Origin of the sequence: Lysobacter sp. H21R4 (assembly GCF_015277535.1) — a bacterium.
Taxonomy (GTDB): domain Bacteria; phylum Pseudomonadota; class Gammaproteobacteria; order Xanthomonadales; family Xanthomonadaceae; genus Novilysobacter; species Novilysobacter ciconiae.
In genome coordinates this window covers 2,018,520-2,039,748 of the sequence record NZ_CP063772.1, presented here as the reverse complement: position 1 = coordinate 2,039,748, position 21,229 = coordinate 2,018,520, and the positions used below count along the sequence as shown (strand labels likewise).

The window sequence follows — 21,229 nt, the reverse complement described above, 5'->3', positions numbered from 1 at the left end:
CCTGGCACCGGGGTGCGCGCGGCCATTGCCGCGGATGCGGGGTCGAGAAGGGGAAACGCGGAGGGCGGAGCTCAGGCCGTGATCGGCGGTCCGCGGGAGCCCAGGCCGGTCGGGTGCCGATCCAACGTCGGGGTTCGGATCGCCGGCACCCGCACCGCGTCGCGCTGCATGGGCAACGCGGCAGGGAGCCCGGGGGCGGGAAGGGCGGTCGTGCCGGCCAGCAGCGGGCAGTACGCGCAGTCGTCATCGGAGCCGTGATGACCGTTGCCGGCAGGCGGCTGGCGATCGCCGGCATCGAGCGTGGAGGCATGCCCGTGCGCCGTGACGAGGGGGTTCTCCGGGCCCCTTGTCTCGCCGCTGTGGGAGGCATGCGCGGCATCGCCCATGACGCCGCTGTTGGCACGCGCCGCCGCGGCGGCAGGCATCGTATGCATCGGCATTGCCGGCTGGCCCGCCAGGCGGCCCAGGCTCGGTACCAGGGCCAGCGCCAGGGTGGCGGCGAGGGCCAGGTGACGCATCCAGCGGTGCAACGGGCGGCTGTTCATGTGCGGCTATTGTCGGTCAGCCGCGTTGCGCCGTGCTGATCCAGGTCAAGTCCAACCATGCTTGCCCGTATGGTTGCGCGGTGCCTCCACGATTGACGTCGTTTTGCCCGGTGGTTGCTGACCCGGAGAGGCTCTGCGGCCACCATCTCAACTCGAGCGGTCCGCCAGCGCGGCGGCGTCCAGGTCGTCCGGTTCGCGATCCGGAGCGGGGTCGGCGATCGGTGACGGTGCGCAGGCCGGGACCTCGGACGGAATGGCGACCGCGCGCGGGTCGGTCGGCAGCATCTTCGCGCTGCGCCAGCGGCCCCAGCGGTAGTACGCCAGCGACATCACCATCGCCGAGGCGGCACTCACCGGGAAACTCCACCACACCGCGTCCACGCCCATCGAGGGCTGCAGCATCTCCGCAAACGGGACGCGCACGCCCCACAGGGCAATGCCGAGGATCACCAGCGGCGGGATCACGGCGCCGGTGGCACGAACCACGCCTGAGACCACGAAGGTCACCCCGAAGAACAGGAAAGACCACACGCCAATGTGGTTCAGGTGGCGGGCGATCTCCATCGAGTCGCTGCCGTCGGGCAGGAACAGCGCGAAGCTGTAGCGATCCAGCAGGATCAACGGCGCGATCAAAGCGCCGGTGAGGAGGAAGTTGTAGCCGATGCCGGTATGCGCGGTGGCGTTGACGCGCTTCCAGTCGCCGGCACCGACGCTCTGGGCGGCTATCGAGGAACAGGCGGCGCCGATCGCCATCGCCGGCATCTGCACGTAGGTCCACAGCTGCAGCGCCGCGCCGTACGCCGCTGCGGTGGCGATGCCGTAGGCGTTGACCATAGTCATCATCGCGATCATCGCCGCCGAGATCAGCACCATCTGCAGGCCCATCGGCACGCCCTTGACCACCAGCGCGCGCAGGATCGTCAGGTCCAGGCGGAACAGGTGCGCGTCCGCGCGACCGAGCCACAAGGGATGCTGCTTGCGCCGCAGGTACAGCAGCATCGCCAGCAGGCTGATGCCTTGGCCAACGACGGTCGCCGTGGCCGAGCCGGCGATGCCCATCTCCGGGAACGGACCGATGCCGAAGATCAGCAGCGGGTTGAAAATCACGTCCAGCACCACCGACAGCAACAGGAAGCGGAAGGGGGTGCGCGAATCACCGACACCGCGCAGCGCCGCGGACACGAAGGCAAACGCATAGATGAACGGCATCGCCAGGAAGATCACCTTCAGGTAGCTCTCCGCCAGCGGCAGCGCGGCGGCCGGCGTGTCCATCAGCCGCAGCAGCGGATCGGCGACGAACCATCCGGTCACCGCCAGGATTACCGACAGGCTGATGAAGAACGTCGCGCTGGTACCCATCACCCGGCGCGCCTGGGCGTTGTCGTGGGCGCCGGTGGCCTGGCCGATCAGGATCGTGGCGGCCATGCCGATACCGAATACCGCGCCGATCAGGAAGAACATCACGTTGTTGGCGTTGGCGGTCGCCGTCAGCGCCGCCTCGCCGAGGAAGCGGCCGACCCAGATCGCATTGATCGAGCCATTGAGCGACTGCGCCGCGTTGCCCGCCATGATCGGCAGCGCGAAGACGATCATCGTGCGGCCGACGGGACCTTCCGTCAGCAGGCGCACGCTCTTGGGCTCTTTCCTGCTCAATCCAGAAACTGCAGCTTGGCCAGGTCGGCGTACAGGCCGTCCTCGCGCAGCAGCTGGTCGTGGGTGCCTTCGGCGACGATACGGCCGTGGTCCATCACCACGATCCGGTCGGCCTTGAGCACTGTCGCCAGGCGATGTGCGATCACCAGCGTGGTGCGACCCTCCATCAGCGTGTCCAGTGCCTGCTGCACGGCGCGCTCGCTCTGTGCGTCCAGCGCGCTGGTGGCCTCGTCCAGGAGCAGGATCGGCGCGTCCTTGAGCAGCGCGCGGGCGATCGCGATGCGTTGCTGCTGGCCGCCCGACAGGCGCGCGCCGCGTTCACCGAGCTCGGTGTCCAGTCCCTCGGGCAGCGCGCTGATGAAATCGCTGGCGTGGGCGGCCTCCACGGCCGCGTCGACGTCGGCGTCGCTGGCTTCCAGGCGTCCGTAACGGATGTTGTCGCGCGCGGTGGTGGCGAAGATGCTGGGTTGCTGCGGCACCAGCGCAATGGCGCCGCGCAGGTCGGCCGGGTCGAAACGGCGGATGTCGATGCCGTCGATGGTGATGCTGCCCTGGGCCGGATCGTGGAAGCGCAGCAGCATCGACAGCACGGTGCTCTTGCCGGCACCCGACGGGCCGACCAGTGCGACGGTCTCTCCGGGATGCACGTGCAGGCTGAAATCCTCCAGAGCCGGGTGGTCCGGACGCATCGGGTAATGGAAGGTGACCCCGTCCAGGACGATGTCGCCACGCAGTGGCGCGGGCAGCGGTTCGGGATGCGCCGGTGCGGTGATGCTGGACTCCTCGGCGAGCAGTTCGCCGATCCGGCCCATGCCGCCGGCGGCGCGCTGCACCTCGTTCCAGACCTCCGCCAGCGAGCCCACCGAGCCGCCGCCGATCATGGCGTACAGGACGAACTGACCCAGGGTGCCGGCGCTCATCCGGCCTTCGGCGACATCGTGAGCGCCGGACCACAGCACCAGGGTGATCGCGCCGAAGATCAACACGATCGCGATTGCGGTCACCCAGGCCTGCGCCTGGATACGCCGGCGTGCGGTGGCAACGGCGATCTTCAGCGCGTCGCTGAAGCGACCGAGCTCGTAGGGTTCACGCGCATGCGCCTGCACTGTGGACACCGCGCCCAGGGTCTCGTTGGCCAGGGTGTTGGCGTCGGCGACCCGGTCCTGGCTGTCACGCGATATCCGCTTCAGCCGGCGTCCCCCGACCACGATCGGCAACACGGCCAGCGGAATGCCGACCAGTGCATACGCCGCCAGGTGGGGGCTGCTGACGAACAGCATCACGATGCTGCCCAGGAAGGTCACCACGCTGCGCAGGGCCACCGACATGCTGGTGGCGATGACGCCGCGCAGCAGCTCCGCGTCCGCGGTCAGGCGAGAGACCAGCTCGCCGCTGCGGCTGCGGTCGTGGAAGCCGGCGTCCAGGCCGATCAGGTGCGAGTAGAGGCGGCCGCGCAGGTCGGCGACCACGCGCTCGCCGAGCAGCGACACGAAGAAAAAGCGCGCCGCCGTGGCGAGTGCCAGCGCGACCGCGACCGCGAAAAGCAGCACGAAGGCCTGGTCGATCGCGCTGCCGCCGCCCTGGGCGAAGCCACGGTCGATCATGGTCTTGAAGGCGACCGGCAGGCTCAGCGTGGCCGCCGACGAGCACGCCAGCGCGATCAGCCAGCCGGCAAACAGGGCGCGGTGGCGGCTGACGAACGGCCACAGCGCCTTGAGGTTGCCGACCGGAGGCTTGGCCACAGCGGTGTCGGAGGGCGGCGCGGGTGCTGCGGAAGTGTCACTCATGCGCGGTATTGTCCGCTATCAAGGGGGGCGAGTCGCGGAATCATCGTGGCTGGTCCGTGTCCGCGGCGAGGGTGGCCAGCCGCGCGCGGTCGCGCGTTGCATCGCGCAGCTGCTCGCCCAGTTCGTCCAGCCGGCTGGCGGGCAGGCGCAGCCGCAAGCGCGCGCCGGCGGCGGTGAATCGCTCGTCCAGCTTCTCGACCCCGTGCGCGGCCAGTGCCGCGTGGACCACGCCGGTATCGGCGAAACCGAACTGGAGCGTGCACTCGACATACTCGATCAGCGGACGCCGCCGCGCGGTGCGCAGGCATTCCGCCGCGCAGCCGCCGTAGGCGCGGACCAGTCCGCCGGCGCCCAGGTTGATGCCGCCGTACCAGCGCGTCACCACGACCACGGTCTGGTCCAGTCCCTGGCCATCGATGGCCGACAGGATGGGGCGCCCGGCGGTGCCTGCCGGCTCGCCGTCATCGCTGGACCGGTACAGCTCACCGATCCGGTAGGCCCAGCAGTTGTGGGTGGCGGCCGGATCGCCGACCTCGGCCACGAAAGCCAGTGCCGCCTCGGGCGAGTCCACCGGCGCCGCAAGCGCAAGAAAGCGGCTGTGCTTGACCTCGATCTCGTGGCTCGCACGACCGGCCAGTGTGTGGTCGCCCATCAGCGGATTCCCCGCCGCCGCGCGCGGGCGGATCGTCGGGCACCGCCCGGTCCACGCAGGCGGCAGTTTGGTTGAAGCGGGGAATGCATGGTGATCAGGGTAAGGCTCGGCCGCCGGACCCGCAAAGTGCGTTCACCGGCGAGGCTCCGCTCCTTTGTTCGGCATTCGGGCCCGCGCCGCGCTATTCTCCGTGCGGCCAAGGGGAGGAGCTGCCGAGTGCGCCACCAGACCACGTCCATTGCGCACGCCCCAGCCGATCCCGTTGCCGTGAATTGGGAGGGAGGCGGCGGGTTGCTGCCGATGATCGATGCCACCCTGCCGCCGGGGTCGCGGCTTCACGTGCGTGCGCGTGATGACCGGTCCACATTTCCGGAACACGGGGCGCAATCGCCATCGGATCCGATCGCCGCGGACACCCATCGCATCGAACTGGACTGGGACGGCGATGAGGGCCCGTCGGTGCTGGTGGTTGAGCTGCCGCACGCCATGACCGCCGCCCAGCGCACGGCGTGGATGGTGCTGGCCCGCCGCACCATCGAGCTGCACCTGGCGGCCGAGCACGCCCGCGCCCGGGTCAAGGAGCTGGAGAAGTCCGAGCAGCTGCAGCAGGCGCTGTACGAAATCGCCGACCTGGCCGGCTCCAGCCTGGAACTGGCCGACATGCTGGAGCGCATCCACGGCGTGGTGGCCCGGCTGATGTACGCGGAAAACTTCTACATCGTGCTGTACGACGATGCCAACCAGGTCTATCGGTTCCTCTATTTCGCCGACCAGCTGGATCCGTTCCTGCCCGATCCGGCGGTCGGCATACCGGTGGACAGCGCGCCCAACAGCCTGACCCTGGCCTTGATCCGCCACGGCGAGGCGGCGTTCGGGTCCTCCGAGGAAGTGCGCCTGCGCCTGGGCGTGCCGCACGACTCGCGCCACGGCCCCGACAGCGACGACTGGCTGGGGGTGACCATGCGCCGCGACGACAGCGTGGTCGGAGCGATCGTGGTGCAAAGCTACGACCGCCCCGGTTGCTACGGCACCGAGGAACAGGCGCTGCTGGTATTCGTCGCCCAGCACATCCTGACCGCGCTGGACCGCCACCAGGCCCGCGAGGAGCTGGAGCGGCGGGTGGAGGAGCGCACCCGCGCCCTGCAGCTGAGCAACCGCGACCTGCACTCGGAGATCCTCGAGCGCCAGCGCGCGGAGAAGCTGCAACGCGCCCTGTTCCGGATCGCCGACCTGTCCATCACCGCCGAGACGCTGGAGATCTTCTACGCCCAGGTGCACGCGGTGGTGAACGAGCTGCTGGACGCGCGCAACTTCTATATCGCGCTGCTCTCGGAAGACGGCGCGCGCCTGGAATTTCCGTACTCGATCGACGAGCACGACATCCACCGGGCCAGTCGCCTGCTCGATTCGGGGATGACCGAGCACGTCATCGCCACGGGCCGCGCGCTGCTGACCGAACCGCACCGCATGACCGGCTTCCAGGGCCGCGGCACCGTCGCCCACTGCTGGCTCGGCGTGCCGCTGTACCGCAACAACATCGTGGTCGGCGTCATTGCCGTGCAGAGCTATTCGCCGGAGATCAGCTTCACCGCCCGCGACCAGGACCTGCTGACCTTCGTGGCCAACCACATCAGCATCGGCTTGACCCGCAAACAGGAGCAGGAACGGCTGGTGCTGGCGCACGCCGAGCTGGAGCAGCGGGTGGACTCGCGCACGCGCGAACTGGCCATGGCCAATGCCGAGCTGCTGGAGCAGATCGGCGAGCGCCTGCACGCCGAGCAGCAGCTGACCCACCAGGCGCGCCACGACGAGCTCACCGGCCTGCCCAATCGCAGCCAGTTGCTCGACCACCTCGGCGTCGCGCTGAGCAAGGCCCACGCCGGCGTGCACTCCCACGCCGGCGAGGGCGCGGGCGGTTTCGCGGTGCTGTTCCTGGACCTGGACCGGTTCAAGCTGATCAACGACAGCGTGGGCCACTCCGCCGGCGACGACCTGCTGGTGGAGGCCGGCCGGCGCATCGTCGCTGCCGCCCGCGAGCACGACCTGGTCGCGCGACTGGGCGGCGACGAATTCGCCGTGCTGGTCAACGACATAGAAGGCGTGCATGTCGCCACCAGCCTGGCCCAACGCGTGCTGCATTCGCTGGGCCAGGCCTATTGGATCGCCGGGCGCGAGGTGTTTCCGGCCGCCAGCGTCGGCATCGCGATGTGGCAGCCGCGCTATCACAGCGCGACCGACCTGCTGCGCGATGCGGACGCGGCGATGTACCGCGCCAAGGCCAGCGGCCGCGACCGCTGGGCGGTGTTCGACGAGGACATGCGCGAGGAGGCGTCGCGCATCCTCGACCTGGAGGCCGACCTGCGCCGGGCCATCAACGGCGACAACTTCATTCCCTACTACCAGCCGATCGTGAGCCTGGACGGGCACCACGTCGTCGGCCACGAGGCGCTGCTGCGCTGGCGCCACCCCACGCGCGGCCTGCTCGCTCCCGGCGAGTTCATCGGCCTGGGCGAGGACAACGGCCTGATCGAGGAAGTCGACTGGCTGATGTACGCGCAGGTGATCACCCGCCTGTCGCGGGGCGTGGACGGCTACGTGTCGGTCAACGTCTCGCCGCGCCATTTCCGCTCGGCGGATTTCGCCGATCGCCTGATGCGCCTGATCCACAACGCCGGCGCCAACCCGCACCAGTTGCGCATCGAGATCACCGAGGTGGCGCTGTTCGACGACATCGGGCGAACCCTCAGCACCCTGCATACGCTGCGCAGCCACGGCGTGCTGGCCCAGCTGGACGACTTTGGCACCGGTTATTCGGCGCTGTCGTGCCTGCACCGCTTCCCGATTGAATGCCTGAAGATCGACCGCAGCTTCGTGGCCGGGTTGACCGGCGAGAAGCAGGCCGAGAGCATCGCCGTGGTGCGCGCGATCCAGGCGCTGGCCGGCACCCTGGGCATCCACACCATCGGCGAAGGCATCGAGACGGAGGCCCAGCGCGACATCCTGTTCGAGCTGGGCTGCCAGCGCGGCCAGGGTTTCCTGCTGGGCCGTCCGGCGCCGCAGATGCGGCAGCCAGAGCTCATCGCGCCGCTTGAGCCGGTTGAGTGAAGCCTCGCGGTTGACGACCGGTTCCGTAGAACCGTCGACTGAGGCCGGTTGACTGCGCCGGAGCGCTCAGGAATCGCGGATCACCAGCAGCCGGGTTTCGGTCATGTCCTGGATCGCGTAGCGCACGCCCTCGCGGCCGAGGCCGGACTGTTTGACGCCGCCGTAGGGCATGTTGTCGACGCGGAAGCTGGGGATGTCGCCGACGATCACGCCGCCGACCTCCAGCCGGTCCCAGGCGCGCATCGCGTGGTCCAGCCGGCCGGTGAACACGCCGGCCTGCAGGCCGAAATCGCTGTGATTGACCGCGTCCAGCGCGTCTTCGAAGTCCTCGAAGGGCTCCATCAGCGCGACCGGCCCGAACGCCTCGCGGCGGTACAGGTCGGCATCGCGCGGCACGTCTTCGAGCAGCCAAGCCGGCAGCAGGTTGCCCTCGCGCGGTCCGCCAACGATCTTTTTAGCCCCCGCCTTGCGTGCGGCGGCGATCCAGTCCTCCACCCGCTTGGCCGCCTCCTCGTCGATCATCGGTCCGATGAAGGTCTTCTCGTCGCTGGGGTCGCCGGCTGGCAGCTTGGCGATGGCGGCCTTCAGTTTCTTGCGCAGCGCCTCGTAGATCGAGGCATGGGCGTGGATGCGCTGCACGCTGATGCAGCTCTGGCCGGACTGGTAATAGGCGCCCGACACGAGCCGCTCGACGATGAAGTCCAGGTCGCGGCCCGGTTCCGCGTCGACGATGCAGGCGGCGTTGCCACCCAGCTCCAGCACCACCTTCTTGCGGCCCGCGCGGGCCTTCATGTCCCAGCCGATGAGGCCGCCGGTGAAGCTGAGCAGGGCGATCCGGTCGTCCTCGACCAGCGGCGCGGCGTCCTTGTTGGAGCAGGGCATGACCGAGAACGCGCCCGGCGGCAGATCGGTCTCCGCCAGGACCTCGGCGATGATCAGCGCGCCGATCGGCGTCTTGGCGGTCGGTTTGAGCACGAACGGGCAGCCGGCCGCGATCGCCGGGGCGACCTTGTGGGCGACGAGGTTGAGCGGAAAATTGAACGGTGTGATGAAGCTGCACACCCCGACCGGCACCTGCCTGCTCATGCCGCGATAGCCGCGGGTGCGCTCGGAGAGCTGCAATTCGATCACCTCGCCGCCGATGCGGGTGGCTTCCTCGGCGGCAACGCGGAAGGTCTCGATCAGGCGGGTGACTTCACCGCGCGCATCGCGGATGGGTTTGCCGGCCTCGATGCACAGCACCTGCGCGAGTTCCTCCTCGCGCTCCTGGAACCGTTTCACGCAGTGCGCAAGCACGTCGCGGCGCGCATCGGGCGGGAACGCGGCCATGGCCTCTCGCGCCTTGCAGGCCGCGTCGATGGCCTGCTCGATGGCCTCGGCATCGGCGAGCGCAACCCGGGTGGCCGGTTTGCCGCTGTATTTGTTCAGCACCACCAGATCGGTGTTGGCTGCAACCGGCTTGCCGGCGAGGTAGTACGGATAGGACTTTTTCAGCGTGGGCATGGGCACCTCCAGTCCTGCAGCATTGCCCATGCCCGGTTAAGGCGCGGTCGTGCGGTGGCGCGTCGCCTTAGCGCGTCGCCTTAGAACAGCAGCGACGACATCCGCCGGCGGTAGCGACCGACCAGCGCGGTGTCGTCGGTAATGCGGAAGGCATCGATCAGCGCCGTACGGGGCAGGCCGCCGTCGAAGTTGCGGTCACGCGACAGCATCTCGATGAACTGCTCCATCGCCGCCTCCGGATTGCCGGCCACGATGTGTCGGGCGCCCAGCAGGTGGCGGGCGCGCAGGTCATCGGGATCCGTGGCGATCGATTGCTGCAGCTCTTCGAGGCTCGGCGCGGTACTGGCCAGTGCAAGGAAGGCGAGGCGGGCGCGCGCATGGACGGTGCGATCGTCGGTCGCCAGGTTGGCCGGCAGCCCTTCCAGCAGGCCGGTGGCCTCGTCGGCCTGGTCGGTCTTGAGCAGGGCGAGCGCGAGGTCCAGCCGCAGCTCGGCATTGTCGGGCGCCTCGGCCACGGCGGTGCGCAGGCGCGCGACCTCGGTCTGGGGGTCGACGGGGACCGGCGCCGCGGCGTCGTCGACCGCCGCAGGGGCTTGGGCCGGTTCCACACCGTGCTGCTTGAGGAATTCGCGGATCTGTCCCTCCGGCAGCACGCCAGGGAAGCCGTCGGCGATCTGGCCGTCCTTGACCAGGAACACGGTCGGAATGGAGCGGACCTGGAAGGCTTCGGCCAGCTGCGGTTCCTGGTCGACCTCGACCTTGGCCAGCTGGAAACTGCCGTGATACTCGGCGGCGAGCTTCTCCAGCACCGGGCCCAGCTGCTTGCACGGCTCGCACCAAGGCGCCCAGAAGTCGACCAGAACCGGCGTCTGCATGGACTTCTGCAGGACATCGGTTTCAAAGCCGGCGGTGGTGGCATTGAAAACGTGGCGGGCGGGCAGGGCGTCGGGCAGTGCAGGCATCGGGCTACTCGCAGATGAAGTTCAAAGGCCTAGATGGTGGCGGCGCAGCGGATTCCAACCGGATGTAAAGCGTAGTTGACATCCGGTGGATTCGATGTAACTTGTAACGTACATTTAGTCCGGTGGAGAAGACACCATGATCGTGAATCGTTGGAGCGGTCTCGGCTTGCTGGTGTCGGCGATGTTTGCCTTGTGGTTGTTGCTCGCCAGCCCGGATTCACTGCTGGGGCTGGATACCGGCCACGTCGGCATGGTGCTGCTGATCACCACCGCGTGGGTCTCGCTGTTCGCCGTCAGCCGCCTGCCGCGGGACGCGGTCGCCGAGGCCGCCTCGCCGGGCGAGTGGAACGCGTGGATCGGCACCGTCTTCATGGCCGCCGCGGTTGCCTATCTGGTCTCGAACGTTGACGCCTTCAGGGCGGCAACCGTCTGGAACGATCCCGTTACGGGCCGGGTCGTGCGCAATCTGGTCGCGTTGCTGATCGCCTGGAGCGTGCTGCGCGGGGTCTTGGCCAAGCGCTGGAGCGAGGCGGTGACGGAAGACGAGCGCGACCGCGAAATCGCGGCCAAGGCTGCGGGTTGGGGGCGTTTTGGGCTGGTCGCGTTTTGTGTCGGTGTAGCCGGGGTACTTGGACTGTCGCCTCAGGACCGTCTGCAGTGGGCCAGTCACCTGGTGATCGCCAACCTGTTGATCCTTGGACTCATGCTCAGCTGCCTGCTCGAATACCTCGGGACGGCCGTCTACTACTGGCGCGACCGGCACTGAGGCGCGACGGCATGGCATCAACGCCCATCCAAAATTCCATCCGCGCGTTGCGGTTTGCCCATGGCGAGATGACCCAGCAGGCCTTGGCCGAAGCGTGCGGCGTGACCCGGCAGACGATCATCGCGCTGGAGGCGGGGAAGTACGCGCCGTCGCTGGAACTCGCGTTCCGGATCGCCCACGCGTTCGAGGTTGGCATCGACGAGGTTTTCCAGTGGCCGCGTACCCCATGAGCAACGCTTAGCGCGCTATCCGACTCGGTAGCAGCTTTGCTGGGCGACCGGGCTAGGCGTCCGGTTGCTTGTAGATCACCCCGTCCTTCATCACGAAGCGGACATCCAGCACCCGGTTGATGTCTTCGACCGGGTCGCCCTGCACGGCGATGATGTCGGCGCGCTTGCCGCTGTCGATCACGCCCTGGTCGTCGACGCCGAGCACCTCGGCGGCGCGGATGGTGGCCATCTGCAGGGCCACCGCGGCCGGCACGCCGGCTTCGGTGAGGTAGACGAACTCGCGCGCGTTGTCGCCGTGCGGACCGACGCCCATGTCGGTGCCGAAGGCCATTTTCACGCCGGACCGGTAGGCCTTGCCGGCGGTCGCCTGGATCAGCGCGCCGATCTTCTCAGCCTTTGGCCGGACGACGGCCGGAAAGTAGCCGTCGATCTTCGCCTTGTCGGCCACGAAGCGGCCCGCATAGATGGTCGGGATGTACCAGGTGCCCTTGCGCTTCATCAGCGCCATCACCTCGTCGCTCATTTAGGTGCCGTGCTCGATGCTGGTCACGCCGGCCTCGACCGCGCGGCGCATGCCTTCCTCGCCGTGCGCGTGCGCGGCGACGCGGTAGCCGTAGTCCCTGGCGGTATCGACGATGGACTGGATCTCGTCGACGCGGAACTGCGGCGCGTCACCGGATTTGGCGTACGACAAGACGCCACCGGTGGCAGTGATCTTGATCACGTCGCTGCCGTCCTTGTACCGCTGCCGCACGGCCTGTCGGGCATCGTCGACCGAATTGATGACGCCCTGGGTCGGTCCGGGCGGGCCGATCAGGTGCGACAGCGCGGAGTTGTAGCCGTTGGTGGGGTCGGCGTGGCCGCCGGTGGTGGCAATCGACTTGCCGGCCGCCCAGATCCGCGGGCCGTCGACCAGTCCCTGGTTGATCGCATCGCGCAGGTGCGGCGCCACCTCGCCGCCGAGGTCGCGCACGCTGGTGAAGCCGGCGAGTAGCGTCTGTCGTGCGTAGCCGACCGCGCGGAACGCGTAGTCGATGTCGTCCAGGCGGAAGCCTTCCGAGTAGCTTTCCGGGCTGGACTGGCTGCCCAGGTGCACGTGCAGGTCGGTCCAGCCGGGCATGCAGGTGTGGCCGGAGAGATCGACGTTGGTGGCGCCGGCGACGCTGGCATTGCCGCCGCTGACGATCCGCTCCACGCGGCCATCGCGCACCAGCACCGTGTGCGGGCCGAGAACCTTGCCGGCGCGGCTGTCGAACAGTTTTCCGCAACGCAGGGCGCTGGCGCCGTCGGCGGCAAGCGCGGTGGCTGGCAGCGCGGCGACGGGCAGCACGGCAAGGGCAAGCAGGGCGCAGGAGAGGCGAGTCGGCACGGCGGTATCCGGTGGCGAGGGTGGGATCGATTGAAGCACGTGCACGAGCCACGCGCGTGGCGCGAAAGTACCGGTGCAAACCGGGTTCGCGGAGCGTCGCGGACGGTCTCCGGACCCACCCGCATGGCGGCAAGGGAGGCGCTGGGTTAGGCTTTCCGGTCCATCTGTCTCCGGTTCCACGCCCGTGCCCATCGAAGCCTCCGCCGACCCCCGCAGCAATGACCCCGGCAGCGCCGGCGGGTCCGGTTTCGAGCCGCACGCGCTGGAGACGGCGGCCCAGCGCTACTGGGACGAGACCCGCGCGTTCGAGGTCGACGAGAGCTCGGCCAAGCCCAAGTTCTATTGCCTGTCGATGCTGCCGTATCCCTCCGGCGCGCTGCACATGGGCCACGTGCGCAACTACACCATCAGCGACGTCATCAGCCGCTACAAGCGCATGACCGGGCACAACGTGCTGCAGCCGATGGGCTGGGACGCGTTCGGCCTGCCGGCGGAGAACGCGGCGATCAAGCACCACACCGCGCCGGCACAGTGGACCTACGCCAACATCGGCCACATGAAGGCGCAGCTGCGGCAGATGGGCTACGCCATTGACTGGTCGCGCGAATTCGCCACCTGCGAGCCGTCCTACTACGTGCACGAGCAGCGCATGTTCGTGCGCCTGATGAAGCAGGGCCTGGCGTACCGCAAGAACTCGGTGGTCAACTGGGATCCGGTCGACCAGACCGTGCTAGCCAACGAGCAGGTGATCGACGGCCGCGGCTGGCGCACCGGCGCGATGGTGGAAAAGCGCGAGATCCCGCAATGGTTCCTGAAGATCACCGACTACGCCCAGGAATTGCTGGACGGCCTGGACCACCTGCCGGGTTGGCCGGACGCGGTCAAAACCATGCAGCGCAACTGGATCGGGCGCAGCGAGGGCCTGGACATCACCTTCGCCGTGCGCGATGCCGTGGGTGCAGAGCTCGATCCGCTGACCGTCTACACCACCCGCCCGGACACCCTGATGGGGGTGACCTTTCTCTCCATCGCCGCCGAGCATCCGCTGGCCGCGCATGCCGCCGCCAGCGACAACGGCCTGGCCGACTTCGTCGCCGACCTGCGCAAGGGCGGGGCGACCGAGGCGGAACTGGAGACCCAGGAAAAGCGCGGGATGGACACCGGCCTGCGCGCGATCCACCCCATCAGCGGCGAAGAGCTGCCGGTGTTCGTCGCCAATTTCGTGCTGATGAGCTACGGCACCGGCGCCGTGATGGCGGTGCCCGGCCACGACCAGCGGGACTGGGAGTTCGCCCGTCGCTACCAGTTGCCGATCAGGATGGTGGTCGTGCCCGATTCGGTACGCGATGCCGTGCGCGAGATCGGCCAGGACCTGGGCCGGCACGCCGATCCTATGGCCAGCGCACTGGGGACGCAGGGCTCGACCGACGCCTATGACACCGGCGCGGCAGTGCAGGTGGTCAGCGACTTCGAGCAGGGTATCGCCGAGCAGGGCGCCTACACCGACCGCGGCTGGCTGGTGAACTCCGGCGAGTACGACGGCATGGACTTCCAGCAGGCCTTCGATGCACTGGCCGCACGGCTGGAAGCGGAGGGTCGCGGCGCGCGCCGGGTCAATTTCCGCCTGCGCGACTGGGGCGTCAGCCGCCAGCGCTACTGGGGCTGCCCGATCCCGGTGATCTATTGCGAGGCCTGCGGCGCAGTGCCGGTGCCGGAGGACCAGTTGCCGGTCGTGCTGCCCGAGGATGTCGAGTTCATGGGCACCGCCTCGCCGATCAAGGCCGATCCGCAGTGGCGCCAGACGACCTGCCCGGGCTGCGGCGGCGCTGCCGAGCGCGAGACCGACACCTTCGACACCTTCATGGAGTCCAGCTGGTACTACGCGCGCTACACCTCGCCCGGCGCGACCGGACAGGTCGATGCACGCGCCAACCACTGGCTGCCCGTGGACCAGTACATCGGCGGCGTCGAGCACGCGATCCTGCACCTGCTGTATTTCCGTTTCTACCACCGTCTGCTGCGCGACCAGGGGCTGGTGGACAGCAACGAGCCGGCAACCAACCTGCTGACCCAGGGCATGGTGATCGCCGAGACCTTCTACCGCGAAGGCGAGAACGGTTCGCGCGACTGGATCAATCCGGCCGAGGTGGAAATCGTCCGTGACGAGCGCGGCCGCATCACCGGCGCGACGCTGAAGGCCGACGGCCAGCCGGTGGTGATCGGCGGCATCGAGAAGATGTCCAAGTCCAAGAACAACGGCGTTGATCCGCGCACCATGGTCGATCGGTACGGCGCCGACACCGTGCGCCTGTTCTCGATGTTCGCCGCGCCGCCCGAGCTGTCGCTGGAGTGGAACGAGGCCGGCGTGGAAGGCATGGCGCGGTTCCTGCGCCGGTTTTGGCGCGAGGTGGTCACCCACGCATCCCAGCCCGACCACCCGCCGGTGGACCCGGCCGCGCTCGACGCCGGCCAGAAGACGATGCGCCGCCAGCTGCACCAGACCATCGCCAAGGTAGGCGACGACTACGGCCGGCGCCACGCCTTCAACACCGCGATCGCCGCGCTGATGGAACTGCTCAACCACGTCAGCAAGTTCAAGGACATGAGCGACCAGGGCCGGGCGGTGCGCCACGAGGCGCTTCAGGCGATGGTGCTGCTGCTCAACCCGGTGACCCCGCACACCAGCCATGCGCTGTGGCAGGCGCTGGGCCATGCCGAGACGCTGCTGGAAGACGTGCCGTTCCCGCAGGTCGACGAGGCCGCGCTGGTGCGCGATGCGGTGGTCATGGCGGTGCAGGTCAACGGCAAGCTGCGCGGCAAGATCGAGGCGCCGGTCGGCATGGACAACGCCGAGGTGGAGAAGATGGCCCTGGCCGAGCCGCACGTGGCGCACTTCCTGTCCGGCCTCACGGTGCGCAAGGTGATCGTGGTGCCGGGCAAGATCGTCAACATCGTCGCCGGCTGAACCCTGCCTTCCACGCCAGTGAGCAGCCGCGCTTTATGCTTGCTGCACCCATCCGCCTCCTTCAGACTGCCTCGATGATCCGACGCCTGCTGCCTCTCGCCCTCGTGCTGACCGTGTCCGCCTGTGGTTTCCAGTTGCGTGATGCACTGACGCTGCCGGCCGACCTTGATCCGGTCAAGGTGGTCTCCAAGAGCCGCTACAGCCCGCTGGCCGATCGTCTGCAACAGTCGCTCACGCGCGCCGGCGCGACCCCGGCAAGCGCGGCGGAACGCAACCCGGCGGTGCTGGAGATCAAGGCCGAGCGCTGGGGCGATACCCCGTTGAGCGTCGATGCCCGCGGCCGTGCGCAGGAGTTCAGCCTGCGCTACGCGGTGGTGTTCGAGATGCGCAACGGCGACGGCACCGTGCTGGTGCCGCAGCAGAACATCGAACTCTCGCGCGACTACATTTCGGTGCCGAACAATTCGATCGGCACCGAAGGCGAGCGCGAGATCCTGGTGCGCGAACTGCAGCGCGAGATGGCCGCCTCGATCCTGCGCCGGATCGACGCCGCCGGCAGCGTGGACACCGCGTCCCAGGATGCCTCCGAGGTGTTCCAGCACACCACCGACGCCGCCAGGGCCGCGATGGACGCCGCCGAAGCGATGCCGCCGCCGCCCCCACCGCCGCCGGTTCCCACCGATGACGGAACCGAGCCGACGCCCGGCTCCCAACCCTGAGCATGGAGCTCAAACCCGAACAGCTGGCCGCCCAGCTCGGATCGGGAACCCTGGCGCCGGCCTACCTGATCGCCGGCGCCGAGCCGCTGCGGGTGCTGGAGGCCGCCGACGCGGTACGCGCCGCCGCCCGCGCACAGGGCATCACGGAGCGCGAAGTCTTCGACAGCGAAGGCAGTCGCGAGCCGGACTGGGATGCGATGGCGGCCAGCTTTGGTTCGCCTGGCCTGTTTTCCAGTCGTCGTCTGCTGGAGCTGCGTCTTCCCACCGGCAAGCCGGGAAAGATCGGAGGCGAGCTGATCTGCCGGTTCTGCGCCGCTCCGCCGGCCGACGTGGTGCTGCTGGTCACCGCCGGTGAATGGAGTCGCAAGCACGCCGGCAAGTGGAGCGCGGCGATCGAGGGCATCGGCAAAATCGCGATCGCCTGGCCGATCAAGCCGCACGAACTTCCCGGCTGGGTCGAGCAGCGGCTGCGCTCGCGCGGCGTGCGTGCCGACGCCGATGCCGTGCAACGCCTCGTGGAGCGCATCGACGGCAACCTGCTGGCCGCCGCGCAGGAGATCGACAAGCTGGCGCTGCTCGCCGACGGCGGCAGCCTGGACCTGGCGCGGATGGAGTCGCTGGTCGCTGATGCGGCGCGTTACGACGTGTTCCGCCTGATCGACGCGGCGATGAACGGCCAGCCGCTGCAGGTCTCGCGGATGCTCGCCGGCCTGCGCGCCGAAGGCGAGGCGGTCCCCGCTTTGCTGGGAATGGTCGTGATCGAACTGCAGCGGACCGCCGCGCTGTCGCGGATCAAGGCCCGCGGCGGCAACCTCTCGGCGGAGTTCAAGGCGCAGCGTGTCTGGGATTCCAAGCAGCCGATGTACCAGCGCGCCCTGCAGCGCCATCCGCCGGCGCGCTGGGACGCTTTCGTCTCGCGCATCGGGGCGGTCGACCGGATGGCCAAGGGGCGTGAGCCCGGCGACCCGTGGCTGATGCTGGAGCGGGTCCTGCTGGCGGTCGCCGATCCGGCTGCGGTCCGCTTGCTGGTCCACGTGGATGCCTGAGCACGGCGGAACCCGGCGTTGAATCGGGCCGGCCCGGCTTTGCGGGTGTTCTACGGCGGCACCTTCGACCCCGTCCATTGCGGCCACCTGCACATTGCACGCAACGCGCGTGATCACCTGAGCGCTGCGATCCGCCTGATGCCGGCGGCGGATCCGCCGCATCGCGCCGCGCCGGGGGCCAGCGCGGAGCACCGTGCGCGGATGCTGGACCTGGCCGTGGCGGGTGAGCGAGACCTGCTGGTCGATAGACGCGAGTTGCTGCGTGACACGCCGTCCTATTCGGTCGATACGCTGCGCGGCATACGCGCCGAGTACGGCATGGAGGCGCCGGTCGCCCTGCTGATCGGCGCCGACAGCCTGGCCGGGTTGTCGCAGTGGAAAGAGTGGCGAGCGCTGTTCGACCTGACCCATTTTGTCGTCGCCGCCCGTCCCGGGGTCGACCTCGACCGGCATCTTTCCGCACCTTTGCTGGCCATGCTGGACGGTCGCTGGACGGACGCCGTGGCAGACCTGGAGTCGGCACCGGCCGGTCGTGTGCTGTGCCTGCCCAACCGCCTGCACCCCGGATCGGCCACCGGCATCCGCGAGCGCATCGCCGCCGGCGAACCGTGGCGGGAGCTGGTTCCGGCGCCGGTGGCGGAGTACATCGTTCAGCATCGGCTGTATGTGAAGCGGCCCGGCAGCCCGGCTTCGCTATAATCACTGCCGCACCCAACCCCAGAGCCTGCATGTCCACCGAAGCCCAAGTCATCAAGACCCGTCTCCCGAGCCCGCCGCCCAGCGTCGACGAACTGCTGGACACCGTGCGCAGCGCCATCGCGGAACTGAAGGCCAAGGATCCGGTGGAAATCGACGTGCGCGGCAAGAGCAGCGTCACCGACTACATGGTGGTGGCCTCGGGCACGTCCTCGCGCCACGTGAAGTCGATCGCCGACGAGGTGGTCAAGTTCGCCAAGAAGCTGGACATCATGCCGCTGGGCGTGGAGGGCGAGCGCGAGGCCGAGTGGGTCCTGGTCGACCTGGGCGACGTCGTTGTCCACATCATGCTGCCGCGGGTGCGCGAGTTCTATGCACTTGAGCGCCTGTGGACCGTGGGCGACCAGCCGCCGGCGTCGGTGGACGAATACGGCGAGCCCGGGATCGGTTCCGGCGAGCTGGAAACCGACGCCGAGGATGACCTCTAGTCGAGGCGCCTGTCGCGCAGGCGATCAGGGCCCGAGAATGAAGGCTAGGCTCATCGCCGTCGGCGAGCGCGCCCCGCGCTGGGTCGCCGAGGGCTTCGAGGACTACCGCAAGCGTGTTTCCCACTGGTTGCCACTGGAACTGGTGGAGGTCGAGCCCGGCGTGCGCGGCAAGAACCGCGACATCGCTCGTGCGACCGCCGAGGAAGGCGCCCGCGTGCTCGCTGCGCTGCCGCGCTCGCCGCTGGTGGTGACGCTGGACGGTCGTGGCAAACCCTGGAGTTCGGAGCAACTCGCCCAGCGCCTCGAGCATTGGCGCGGCCAGGGGCGTGACCTGGCGCTGTTGATCGGCGGGCCTGAAGGGCATGCCGATGAGGTGCTGGCCCGGGCCGACGAGTCCTGGTCGCTGGGGCCGATGACCCTGCCGCACATGCTGGTGCGTCTGGTCGCTGCCGAGCAGCTGTACCGCGCCGCGGCGATGTTGGCCAACCACCCCTACCATCGGGCCTGACTGCGGTCCGCCGGCGGCGCCGGCAGCGGCCGCGCAAGGTGGCTGGCGCTCAGGCGCCGCGGGTTATGCTTTCCGCCATTCGCAAACGCGACCGGTCGCCCCTGGAGACCCATGCTTTATCTTGCTTCCCGCTCTCCGCGTCGACGCGAACTGCTGACTCGCCTCGGGCTGGAATTTGCCGTGCTCGAGCTGGACGTGCCCGAACAGCGGCAGGCGGACGAAACCGCGCAGGCCTACGTCTCCCGGGTCGCCCGCGACAAGGCGCTGGCGGGCCTGGCCCGCGTGTCCGGCGAGTCGGATGCGCTGGTCCTTAGTTGCGACACCGAGGTGATTCTGGACGAGGACGTGTTCGGCAAGCCGCGCGACACTGCCGAGGCGGCAGCGATGCTGCGACGGCTGTCGGGCGTGCCGCACACCGTGGTCTCGGCGCTCGCGCTGGTCTCGGCGTCGCGCCACGAAGAGGCCGTGTCGGTTTCCACGGTGCGCTTCGCGCGCTTGCCCGATGCCGTCATCGATGCCTACGTCGACAGCGGCGAGCCGTTCGGCAAGGCCGGCGGCTATGCCATCCAGGGACTTGCCGAGGCATTCGTTGAGCGCCTCGACGGCAGCCATTCCGGCGTCATGGGATTGCCGCTGCACCAGAGCGCGCAACTGCTGGCGACATTCGGTCTCGGCCCGTTGGCCGCCGGCCTGCCCACCTGCGCAACGGAGGCGCCATGAGCGAGGAAATCCTGGTCAACGTCACCCCGCGCGAGACGCGGGTGGCCGTGGTCGAGAACGGCATGTTGCAGGAGCTTCATATCGAGCGTGGCTGGGCCCGCGGCGTGGTCGGCAACGTCTACAAGGGCAAGGTGCAACGGGTGATGCCCGGGATGCAGGCGGCCTTCGTGGAGATCGGGCTGGAGCGCGCGGCATTCCTGCACGCGGCCGATATCGTCCGGCCCTCCGCGCCCGCGCTGACCGGCGAGGAGGGCCCGAACGCGCCACCGCCGCCGACCCGGCCGATCAGCGAATTGCTGCGCGACGGCCAGGAGATCATCGTCCAGGTGGTCAAGGACCCGATCGGTGGCAAGGGCGCCCGGTTGACCACGCTGACCAGCATTCCCTCGCGCTACCTGGTGCTGCTGCCGCACACGCGGGTGATCGGGGTCTCGGCCCGGATCGAGGATGAGGCCGAGCGTGCCCGGCTCAAGGGCATCGTCGGTGGACTCACGGCCGCAGGCGACACCCACGGCTACATCGTGCGCACCAACGCCGAAGGCCAGCCCGAGGAGGCCCTGGCCGACGACGTGGCCTACCTGGCGCGGGTGTGGAGCCTGATCGGCGAGCGTTCCGCCAGCGCCCGCGTGGGCGCGTGCATCTATGAGGACCTGAGCCTGCCGCTGCGCGCGGTGCGCGACCTGATCCGCCGCGACGTGGACAAGGTCAAGGTGGATTCGCGCGAGACCTTCGAGCGGCTGCGCACGTTTGCATCGCAGTTCATGAGCGCCGCCGGCGCGGCCGGGACGACGGAGCTGGCGCAGAAGATCGAGCACTACGCCGGCGAGCGGCCGATCTTCGACCTCTACGGGGTCGAGGACGAGATCCAGCGCGCCCTCGACAAGCAGGTGCCGCTGAAATCCGGGGGCTACCTGGTGATCGACCAGACCGAGGCGATGACCACGGTGGACATCAACACCGGCTCCTTCCTGGGCCAGCGCAACCTGGAGGAGACGGTTTACCGCACCAACCTGGAGGCCGCCCAATCGGTGGCCCGCCAGCTGCGCCTGCGCAACCTGGGCGGGATCATCATCATCGACTTCATCGACATGAACGATGCCGAGCACAAGCGCCAGGTCCTGCGCACGCTGGAGAAGGCGCTGGCCAAGGACCACGCCAAGACCACGGTGTATGACTTCTCGCCGCTGGGGCTGGTGGAGATGACGCGCAAGCGCACCACCGAGAGCCTGCAGCGCCAGCTCACCGAGGCGTGCCACGAGTGCAACGGGCGCGGCACGCTGAAGACGCCGGAGACGGTCACCTACGAGATCTTCCGCGAAATCGTCCGCCAGGTACGCCAGTTCGACGCCGACCGCCTGATGGTGATGGCCTCGCCCAAGGTGGTCGCGCGGATTACCGATGAGGAGTCGACCGCGGTCGCCGAGCTGGAGGAATTCCTCGGCAAGTCGATCCGCTTCCAGGCCGATGACCAGTACGCCCAGGAGCAGTTCGATGTCGTCCTGCTCTGACGCCTCC

General features: G+C 68.8%; 17 protein-coding genes and 1 pseudogene. 11 read left to right on the top strand and 7 right to left on the bottom strand.

The window, feature by feature from the left end:
* Positions 1-71: 71 nt before the first annotated feature.
* The 4 genes from INQ40_RS09225 to INQ40_RS09210 form a co-directional block, all read right to left on the bottom strand.
* On the bottom strand, positions 72-545 hold the full coding sequence (locus INQ40_RS09225) for a DUF2946 family protein (RefSeq protein WP_194340209.1): 474 nt from the start codon (positions 543-545) through the stop codon (positions 72-74).
* 147 nt (positions 546-692) lie between these two features.
* Positions 693-2,138 carry an MATE family efflux transporter gene (locus INQ40_RS09220; protein ID WP_194342501.1) on the bottom strand — a complete coding sequence of 482 codons (1,446 nt, stop codon included), beginning with the start codon at positions 2,136-2,138 and terminating at the stop codon, positions 693-695.
* A gap of 56 nt (positions 2,139-2,194) precedes the next feature.
* Positions 2,195-3,985 carry an ABC transporter transmembrane domain-containing protein gene (locus INQ40_RS09215; RefSeq protein WP_194340208.1) on the bottom strand — a complete coding sequence of 597 codons (1,791 nt, stop codon included), beginning with the start codon at positions 3,983-3,985 and terminating at the stop codon, positions 2,195-2,197.
* 40 nt (positions 3,986-4,025) lie between these two features.
* Entirely contained in the window at positions 4,026-4,637 is a 612-nt protein-coding gene (locus INQ40_RS09210) for a YigZ family protein (protein WP_194340207.1), read from the bottom strand.
* Between the two features lie 267 nt (positions 4,638-4,904).
* Here INQ40_RS09210 and INQ40_RS09205 point away from each other — a divergent pair, with 267 nt between their 5' ends.
* The gene (locus tag INQ40_RS09205) at positions 4,905-7,742 is read left to right on the top strand and encodes an EAL domain-containing protein (protein ID WP_228481979.1); all 2,838 of its coding nucleotides are present in this window, start codon (positions 4,905-4,907) and stop codon (positions 7,740-7,742) included.
* Between the two features lie 66 nt (positions 7,743-7,808).
* Here INQ40_RS09205 and INQ40_RS09200 read toward each other — a convergent pair whose 3' ends face one another.
* On the bottom strand, positions 7,809-9,245 hold the full coding sequence (locus INQ40_RS09200) for an aldehyde dehydrogenase family protein (protein ID WP_194340206.1): 1,437 nt from the start codon (positions 9,243-9,245) through the stop codon (positions 7,809-7,811).
* An 80-nt stretch (positions 9,246-9,325) separates the two neighbouring features.
* On the bottom strand, positions 9,326-10,207 hold the full coding sequence (gene trxA, locus INQ40_RS09195) for a thioredoxin (RefSeq protein WP_194340205.1): 882 nt from the start codon (positions 10,205-10,207) through the stop codon (positions 9,326-9,328).
* 136 nt (positions 10,208-10,343) lie between these two features.
* On the opposite strand from trxA, the gene INQ40_RS09190 reads away from it, so the two are divergent.
* Positions 10,344-10,973 (top strand): hypothetical protein, encoded by a 630-nt coding sequence (locus INQ40_RS09190; RefSeq protein ID WP_194340204.1) that lies wholly within the window; start codon positions 10,344-10,346, stop codon positions 10,971-10,973.
* Positions 10,974-10,999: 26 nt separating this feature from the next.
* Positions 11,000-11,203, top strand: coding sequence for a helix-turn-helix transcriptional regulator (locus INQ40_RS09185; RefSeq protein ID WP_228482196.1), 204 nt, complete (start codon positions 11,000-11,002; stop codon positions 11,201-11,203).
* A 52-nt stretch (positions 11,204-11,255) separates the two neighbouring features.
* Here the strand turns inward: INQ40_RS09185 and INQ40_RS09180 are convergent.
* Positions 11,256-12,323: pseudogene (locus tag INQ40_RS09180) on the bottom strand (amidohydrolase family protein).
* A 439-nt stretch (positions 12,324-12,762) separates the two neighbouring features.
* Here INQ40_RS09180 and leuS point away from each other — a divergent pair.
* The 8 genes from leuS (at position 12,763) to rng (ending at position 21,222) form a co-directional block, all read left to right on the top strand.
* The gene (gene leuS / locus INQ40_RS09175) at positions 12,763-15,537 is read left to right on the top strand and encodes a leucine--tRNA ligase (RefSeq protein WP_194342499.1); all 2,775 of its coding nucleotides are present in this window, start codon (positions 12,763-12,765) and stop codon (positions 15,535-15,537) included.
* Between the two features lie 74 nt (positions 15,538-15,611).
* The gene (lptE, locus tag INQ40_RS09170) at positions 15,612-16,256 is read left to right on the top strand and encodes an LPS assembly lipoprotein LptE (protein WP_194340202.1); all 645 of its coding nucleotides are present in this window, start codon (positions 15,612-15,614) and stop codon (positions 16,254-16,256) included.
* Between the two features lie 2 nt (positions 16,257-16,258).
* The gene (holA, locus tag INQ40_RS09165) at positions 16,259-17,302 is read left to right on the top strand and encodes a DNA polymerase III subunit delta (protein ID WP_194340201.1); all 1,044 of its coding nucleotides are present in this window, start codon (positions 16,259-16,261) and stop codon (positions 17,300-17,302) included.
* Positions 17,303-17,320: 18 nt separating this feature from the next.
* Positions 17,321-18,001: a nicotinate-nucleotide adenylyltransferase gene (gene nadD / locus INQ40_RS09160; protein WP_194340200.1), complete on the top strand. Its 681-nt coding sequence runs from the start codon at positions 17,321-17,323 to the stop codon at positions 17,999-18,001.
* 29 nt (positions 18,002-18,030) lie between these two features.
* Positions 18,031-18,486 (top strand): ribosome silencing factor, encoded by a 456-nt coding sequence (rsfS, locus tag INQ40_RS09155; RefSeq protein ID WP_194033973.1) that lies wholly within the window; start codon positions 18,031-18,033, stop codon positions 18,484-18,486.
* A gap of 37 nt (positions 18,487-18,523) precedes the next feature.
* Positions 18,524-18,994: a 23S rRNA (pseudouridine(1915)-N(3))-methyltransferase RlmH gene (rlmH, locus tag INQ40_RS09150; RefSeq protein WP_194340199.1), complete on the top strand. Its 471-nt coding sequence runs from the start codon at positions 18,524-18,526 to the stop codon at positions 18,992-18,994.
* A 111-nt stretch (positions 18,995-19,105) separates the two neighbouring features.
* Positions 19,106-19,714 carry a Maf family protein gene (locus INQ40_RS09145; RefSeq protein ID WP_194340198.1) on the top strand — a complete coding sequence of 203 codons (609 nt, stop codon included), beginning with the start codon at positions 19,106-19,108 and terminating at the stop codon, positions 19,712-19,714.
* Positions 19,711-21,222 carry a ribonuclease G gene (gene rng / locus INQ40_RS09140; protein ID WP_194340197.1) on the top strand — a complete coding sequence of 504 codons (1,512 nt, stop codon included), beginning with the start codon at positions 19,711-19,713 and terminating at the stop codon, positions 21,220-21,222. Before INQ40_RS09145 ends, rng begins: the two co-directional genes overlap by 4 nt.
* The last annotated feature ends 7 nt before the right edge of the window (positions 21,223-21,229 follow it).

What these genes read in the sequence shown, in the direction of transcription:
- rlmH (WP_194340199.1), top strand. Translation starts at nt 18,524, where the DNA reads ATGAAGGCTAGGCTCATCGCCGTCGGCGAGCGCGCCCCGCGCTGGGTC.
- INQ40_RS09225 (WP_194340209.1), bottom strand. Translation starts at nt 545, where the DNA reads ATGAACAGCCGCCCGTTGCACCGCTGGATGCGTCACCTGGCCCTCGCC.
- INQ40_RS09190 (WP_194340204.1), top strand. Translation starts at nt 10,344, where the DNA reads ATGATCGTGAATCGTTGGAGCGGTCTCGGCTTGCTGGTGTCGGCGATG.
- INQ40_RS09200 (WP_194340206.1), bottom strand. Translation starts at nt 9,245, where the DNA reads ATGCCCACGCTGAAAAAGTCCTATCCGTACTACCTCGCCGGCAAGCCG.
- lptE (WP_194340202.1), top strand. Translation starts at nt 15,612, where the DNA reads ATGATCCGACGCCTGCTGCCTCTCGCCCTCGTGCTGACCGTGTCCGCC.
- rng (WP_194340197.1), top strand. Translation starts at nt 19,711, where the DNA reads ATGAGCGAGGAAATCCTGGTCAACGTCACCCCGCGCGAGACGCGGGTG.
- INQ40_RS09210 (WP_194340207.1), bottom strand. Translation starts at nt 4,637, where the DNA reads ATGGGCGACCACACACTGGCCGGTCGTGCGAGCCACGAGATCGAGGTC.
- INQ40_RS09220 (WP_194342501.1), bottom strand. Translation starts at nt 2,138, where the DNA reads ATGATCGTCTTCGCGCTGCCGATCATGGCGGGCAACGCGGCGCAGTCG.
- rsfS (WP_194033973.1), top strand. Translation starts at nt 18,031, where the DNA reads ATGTCCACCGAAGCCCAAGTCATCAAGACCCGTCTCCCGAGCCCGCCG.
- trxA (WP_194340205.1), bottom strand. Translation starts at nt 10,207, where the DNA reads ATGCCTGCACTGCCCGACGCCCTGCCCGCCCGCCACGTTTTCAATGCC.
- INQ40_RS09145 (WP_194340198.1), top strand. Translation starts at nt 19,106, where the DNA reads ATGCTTTATCTTGCTTCCCGCTCTCCGCGTCGACGCGAACTGCTGACT.
- holA (WP_194340201.1), top strand. Translation starts at nt 16,259, where the DNA reads ATGGAGCTCAAACCCGAACAGCTGGCCGCCCAGCTCGGATCGGGAACC.
- INQ40_RS09215 (WP_194340208.1), bottom strand. Translation starts at nt 3,985, where the DNA reads ATGAGTGACACTTCCGCAGCACCCGCGCCGCCCTCCGACACCGCTGTG.